Annotated in this window: 6 protein-coding genes; 4 read left to right on the top strand and 2 right to left on the bottom strand. The window is 50.0% G+C overall.

What is annotated here, in order from left to right; genetic code table 11:
* The 4 genes from GWQ22_RS20665 to GWQ22_RS20650 all read left to right on the top strand — a co-directional run.
* The coding region (locus GWQ22_RS20665) for a hypothetical protein (RefSeq protein WP_275931517.1) at positions 1-470 on the top strand (470 nt) is incomplete at its 5' end.
* Positions 467-751 carry a hypothetical protein gene (locus tag GWQ22_RS20660; protein WP_275931516.1) on the top strand — a complete coding sequence of 95 codons (285 nt, stop codon included), beginning with the start codon at positions 467-469 and terminating at the stop codon, positions 749-751. The genes GWQ22_RS20665 and GWQ22_RS20660, both read left to right, overlap by 4 nt.
* 74 nt (positions 752-825) lie before the next feature.
* A complete protein-coding gene (locus tag GWQ22_RS20655) occupies positions 826-3339 on the top strand; it encodes a replication endonuclease (RefSeq protein WP_275931515.1) in 2514 nt (837 codons plus the stop codon).
* A 142-nt stretch (positions 3340-3481) separates the two neighbouring features.
* Positions 3482-4246, top strand: coding sequence for a TdeIII family type II restriction endonuclease (locus GWQ22_RS20650; RefSeq protein WP_275931514.1), 765 nt, complete (start codon positions 3482-3484; stop codon positions 4244-4246).
* 11 nt (positions 4247-4257) lie between these two features.
* Here the strand turns inward: GWQ22_RS20650 and GWQ22_RS20645 are convergent, their stop codons facing one another.
* Both GWQ22_RS20645 and GWQ22_RS20640 read right to left on the bottom strand, forming a co-directional pair.
* Positions 4258-5682 (bottom strand): DNA cytosine methyltransferase, encoded by a 1425-nt coding sequence (locus GWQ22_RS20645; protein ID WP_275931513.1) that lies wholly within the window; start codon positions 5680-5682, stop codon positions 4258-4260.
* A gap of 151 nt (positions 5683-5833) precedes the next feature.
* Entirely contained in the window at positions 5834-6088 is a 255-nt protein-coding gene (locus tag GWQ22_RS20640; RefSeq protein ID WP_275931512.1) for an ogr/Delta-like zinc finger family protein, read from the bottom strand.
* Positions 6089-6158: the final 70 nt, after the last annotated feature.

Here is a 6158-nt window from a genome sequence, read left to right as displayed (position 1 = left end):
GACGAACAGATTATCGCTCGGGCAAAAGCCTGGCTTCAAAAGGCGGTGGCATGAGCGACGCTATCAAGATCGCACGTCAAGCCCCCAAGCTGATCGAGGGGTTGCTGGCCGATATGTTTGCCGCCCGGGCTGATGACAATCGGGTCTGTATGGGCAGCGTGTATTCAGGCCCGCAACACATCCAGATCCAGCTTGTGGCCACATGTCGCCCGGATGCGCTGCTGGATGATGACAGCGGAGACGATGAGGACACACCGGACCAACGGCGCAGCAGTCTGTACATGCACTGGCTGACCTACCGCGCGGAATACCTTGCTGTTGATGTTGACCCCGAGCTCCTGGCCCTGGGGGCAATCCGTTCTATCTATTGGCTAGCGCTCGGTCAGGGGGACACAGAACTTGCCATCGAGATTGGCAACTGGTGGGAAGAGTGCGCCCCACTGCATGGACTGGGCGAGGTGATCCGATGACCGAGAACACCCCGGATTTTTCAGCGCTGCACGCGGAGCTTGAGGCCGACATTGCCGCCTTGTCATTCATCGCCAAGGTAAAACTGGAAGCCCTTCGTCAGTGCCAGCGCGAGCTCCTTGCCTTGCGGGAGGCTCGCCTGCCAGCACCAAAATTTGCCTTGTGCCGCCTGCTCTTTGAATGCAGATGGACGCGCCGCGACCGCATGAAAGCGTTGGAGACCATTGCTCACCAGGAGCGGTATCTCGCCAACCTGCGTTGTGACGAGTATCTGCCGTTCTGATGCGGGACTATTACACCGAGCTATTTGACGCCAAGCCCATACCACCCAGGCAGCCCGCTGCCTGGAAATTGGCTGTGTCCACAAAAGCCATGGCGCGCCGCATCATGGCGTGTCGTCGTGTCTCTCTCTATCCGTTGTCTGCCGCTCGCCTACCAGCAGCTCGCCGCGCTGAGTTCACCGGTGGCGATATCGATACCAGGATTGAGACCATCAAATCCTATTTTGTCGGCATCACCGGGGCATATGCACTGGATTGGGCGCTCGACCTGCTTGATCGCCCCATTCCACGCGAAGGCGGTGGGCCAGGGGTACAACTACCAAACGACCTGGTAGCCGAGCTATTTGTTGGCTACTGCATACGCCGTGCCCCAGATGTGCTCAAGGGTGTGGCCATCTGCCAGGATGCCAACCGCTGGCTATCAAGTCGAATCACCACTTTGCGCCAAGTGCAAAACGCCATCCCCGAACCCTTGGAGTCTCTGCGTACCAAAGAAGACCGCGAGCGCCTGGCCGTGAACTACGTTGAGCGGGTCATGAGGCTGTTTAATGCCACCACCGATTTTGGCGATCAGCAGGTACCGGCGCTCCGGCTGTGGAAGGTATGCAGCCAGCCACTTGCTGCCTGGGGGTTGCTGCCACGGTTGCCCAAGTTCAAAACAGCCGAGACCCGCGATGCCTTTATTGCCGCACACCTTGTGCGCTGGATTGACCCCAAGTGGTGGGCACGCAAACTGCGCAAGATATGGGAACAGTATGGTGAGCACTGCGCCATCCTACTGGGCCACGTTCGCCGGGGTGTGTCTGCCTATGTATCCAGCCAGGGGCTGCGGGCCTTCATCGAGCGCCAGCAGATGGCAGCAGCTTGGCTCAAGGACATGGAAGCCTATAACGCCCAGGAAGAGATCATCATCAGCCTGGAAGATGCAGTCAAAGCGTCCATCGCCAATCCCGAGAACCGCCGCCATGAACTGGTTGTGCGGGCACGGGGCTTTTCTGATGTGGCCGATGAAATGGGTTACGTAGGTCTGTTCTTTACCTGGACAGCGCCGAGTAAATATCACCCCTGGAAGACCATCAAAAAGTCACAGCCAAACCAGCCTGACCGCACCACCGAAAATCCCAAATATGACGGCTCATCGCCCCGCGATACCCAGCGCTATATTGGCAAGCTGTGGGAACGCTGCCGCTCAGCACTGGCTCGCAACATTTCCCAGGTTGGCGATCTCCCCCCAACTGAGGACCCCATAGAATATTTCGGTTTCAGAGTGGTTGAACCTCATCACGACGGGACACCACACTGGCACCTGCTGATCTGGGTCAAACCTGAACACCAGCACCGTTTGATCAGCATCCTGCAGCGTTATGCCCTCAGCCATGACAAAGGCGATCTGGTGCGCAAGCGCCACCCCGACAGCAAGCAGCCCTATAGCGATATCACTCCCCGCTTTGACTGGAAGGTGATGGACAAGGAGAAGGGCGGCGCCGTGGGCTATATCGTCAAGTACATCGCCAAGAATATCGACGGGTACCGGGTCGGCGACGAAGGCGATCTGGAAGCCGAGACGGCCGCCACCGAAGGCGCCCGCCGGGTGCGGGCCTGGGCCTCGCTCTGGGGCCTGCGCCAGTTCCAACCCTTGAAGGGCCCACCAGTCGGTATATGGCGCGAGCTACGCCGGCTGCCTGGCCGTTTGCAGGAAGCCAAAGGGATCGTTGTTGCGCCCTTGGCCAGCCCCATCATGGAAGAGTGCCGCCGATATGCAGATGCCGTGGACTGGAAGAACTTCACCCAGGCCATGGGCGGCCCTTGCTGCCGTCGTGATGCCCGGCCCTTGAGTATCTACCGCACCGCCTTTAGCGAACCTAACCAGTACGGCGAAGCCATGACAAAGCTCGTGGGCGTAAGGGCCTGTGATGGCATCACTCAGCCGACCCGCACCGGAGAGTGGGTACTGCGTAAATGTGGCTCACACGCCGCATCAGTGGCACAGGCTGGGGTGTCTGTCGGTGTGGGCGAGCGCAGCGAGTTAGTGGGTGTCGAGCGAAGCGAGGGTCTTTCCCCCCTTGGAGCTCTGGCAACAACTGTACGGGACGATCTCGAAGGATCTAAAGAGGATCTATTGAGAGGTGTAAATCTATTCCATTTGGGGCTGGATGCGGACGAGGTGTCCATGATCCGACGTGGTGCGATTGTGAGAGCGGTAGATAGATTCGTGTGCATCCGTAATGGCGAACTGAAAGTGACCGAACGGCACCCATTTTCATCACCAAACGAGCTATCACCGTATCAGATTGAAGCCGAAGCCAGACTACGAGAAGCAAAACGCCAGGCGGAGCTGGCGGATGTGCGGAACCTACTGGCTCAGTCTGGAGATCCAATGGCCTGGCTGGCTAGCATGACGGCCGCTGGCGCCGACGATGCCTTAGCGCTGCTGAATGATTTGGAAAACGGCAACACCGAGGGGACACATGCTCAGCTTGCCCGACTACGCGATTTAGTAGACTTGTGCACGTGGCCACTTCCCCCTATGGAAACGCGGAAACAACCACTATCCAATGCTAAATTTTTCGGGCTTTGTGATGATACATAATTGCTCTTCAAACTGACTTGGTCGTAATATCACCAGTTATCAGCCAATATCCACTAAAAGCCCTCGCCATACTTCTATATTGACTTCACTTGCTCCAAAAGGCACCCTTCTACACAATCCCACCTAGAGAAATGGTTTTCAAATGGCTACAGACTGGAGCAAGGCTGTCAGAGATGACATCAAGAAAATTCTAAGTGAATGTGTGAGTGGTGCATTAGTTAGAACCGATAAGAAAATAAAATCAGAAAAATCACATAAGCCTTTTCATTCAGCACTTTTGACCGATGCTATTGTCAAGGTTTCATCTTTTGAACGTTCGTTTTCAACATCATTTGGGCAAGGGCCTATCGAAAAAATTTCTGAAATAGTTGCAAAAGAAAATGGCTTCGAAGCGCAGAGACAAAAAATATCAATGGTCAATCTTCATCAAGGCGCTGTAGATGAGGTGGAGAGAATATGTGCTGCTTTAAGGCGTGGAAGTCAAATACCAAACTGGAAGCAAGAGATAACAAGTGTTACTTCATTTAATATGGGGAACGTTGTTGTTAGACGAGTTATAACTGATCTTTGGCTAAAAAAAGATGAGCAAGAGCATTTTATATCAATAAAAACTGTCACGCCGAATCTAGACCAATCAGAAATAGCAAAAAAAGACATGTTAATATTAAAGGCTGGAAATAGGGAGTGTAAAACTTATTTTGCTCTGTATTATAACCCAAATGGTTCTAAAAGGTCAGATTACAAACATTCATTCCCCATGAAATTGTTTGATATGCATAAAGACGAATGTGTTTTAATAGGTAAGGATTATTGGGACTTTTTAGGTGGTGCTGGTGCTTATGAATACCTTTTAGAAATATTTTCAGAGGTCGGAGAAGAAACTAAAGCAAGCCTTTTAGATTATTAAAAAAAACGGGCTTAAGCCCGTTTTTTTTGTAATTCTACTTTCTGCTTCAGCAGTTTCAACTTTCCATTAAAATCATTGCACCAATCTACGTCATTAGTATTATTATACCTAGAATATTTAAAACCAATATAAGAAACAGGCACTACGCCATTTAATAAGTTATTAATTAATGTACCTACAGCAAAACCAAGTCTAACTGGAACTGCATTACCAATTTGCTTATATTGTTGAATTAATGGGCCAGCTAGTTTCCAATCTGATGGAAAATCTTGAATTGCCATATATTCCTCAATGGACAGTGGGCGATTTTCTTCTGGATGAGCTAGGTCAGTGGCTGGCATAGCTGGATGAGTAACGAGTGTTGGTGCAGGCTTTTCCCAGCCCAATCTCCTCAAGAATCCAGTTTTTCCGCCACCAGAGTAAAATGATTTACCCATAGCTTCTTTTTGAAGATTTTCTGGCAAATTTCGCCAGTTTTGTCCAGGCCCCAACATCCTATAATACTTAAGCCTTTTCTCTGGAAAATTCAAATGATGATGTTCTTTAATGTTTTTAATGCAGTCTTTAACTACGTTCCATTTTGGTAAGCCATGCTCCACACATTCAGAATTTGTAGGTGTCAAAAATGGTGGTTTGTGTCCATCTCTGGAGCAAACTATTATTATCCTCTCGCGAATTTGTGCTGTACCAAAATTCGCTGAGTTATATAAGTTAAAGGAGTATCCATATCCAGAGTTCTCAAGTCTATTTATGATAAAATTGAGAGCCCCCCCCTTTAATTCATCTTCTGATAATTCAGGGAAACCACTACCTCTCATTTCATGAGGACGATGTTCCATAGGACATGATAGTAATCCCCTAACATTTTCAATAACTATATATTTTGGTCGAATTTCTAGAGCCAAGTCCAAATATTTTATAAAAACATTACCACGTTCATCATTAAATCCTTGGCGTTTACCCGCAGTGCTAAATGCTTGACAAGGTGGCCCACCCACAATCAAATCCACTTCTGAACTATCTATGCCAGCAGCATTTAAAATATCAGCAGCGCTATATTCATTAATATCTCCAAGAAGAGCTGTATCAGGTCTATTACATGATATGGTTTGTCTACAAAATCGGTCTATTTCACAAGCAAGCCTAATGTCAAACCCAGCTTTTTCAATGCCAAGATCTAGCCCCATTGCCCCAGAAAAAAAACTTAGAGCAATTGGTTTTTTATTTATATGAGAATCGATATTCAATGCAGGATGATCCTCAATAGTTTTATTAATTAACCGCTGCGTATAATTATTCATGCTATCTGCTTGAATTAGCCAAGTATTACCAATCATGCGAGCATCTAACTCGCCTTGACGACATAATGTTCTAACTCTCTGTTCACTGATGTTGAGCTGTAGCGCTGCGTCCTTCACAACTAAGTCGGTACTCATGAAATGTTTCCGCCTCGAAACAAAAGCAAGGTACCCAATATAGGGAATTTTACACTTATGTCAAGGCATTCGGGACATTGACTGATTTATGACAACGAACGTCGTTGTTTCCCAAATCGATGCAAGAAGGGGCGCATCATGCGCCCCTTCTTTATTGCCCCAGGTTGAGTTCCCGCTGCAGGATCTGCCGCCCATCGGGACTGAGCGAGTTGATAAGGCTCAAGGCCAGTTGGCTGGTTGTGCGCCCCGATGGGCTCAACGGATGGCTGTATGACATCTGGGATACCCAGCTATGGCCGCATTCCGCGTCCGTGCACTGGCAATACAGATCGGCGGTGTCACGGCTCAAACGGTGCGTCTTGGTGATGCGCCCCAACTCCCCACATTCCCGACAAAATACCCGCATGCTTCCCCCATTTCCGACGACATAACCGCCCGATTATACCCGCCAGCTGGGTTTTCACACAGTGGTAGCC

This window comes from Aeromonas sp. 1HA1 (assembly GCF_029237385.1).
GTDB lineage: Bacteria > Pseudomonadota > Gammaproteobacteria > Enterobacterales > Aeromonadaceae > Aeromonas > Aeromonas popoffii.
This window is presented reverse-complemented; position numbering and strand designations above follow the sequence as displayed.

Excerpts from the sequence above, each read along its gene's own strand:
- GWQ22_RS20660 (WP_275931516.1), top strand. The coding sequence starts at position 467 with ATGACCGAGAACACCCCGGATTTTTCAGCGCTGCACGCGGAGCTTGAG.
- GWQ22_RS20650 (WP_275931514.1), top strand. The coding sequence starts at position 3,482 with ATGGCTACAGACTGGAGCAAGGCTGTCAGAGATGACATCAAGAAAATT.
- GWQ22_RS20645 (WP_275931513.1), bottom strand. The coding sequence starts at position 5,682 with ATGAGTACCGACTTAGTTGTGAAGGACGCAGCGCTACAGCTCAACATC.
- GWQ22_RS20640 (WP_275931512.1), bottom strand. The coding sequence starts at position 6,088 with ATGCGGGTATTTTGTCGGGAATGTGGGGAGTTGGGGCGCATCACCAAG.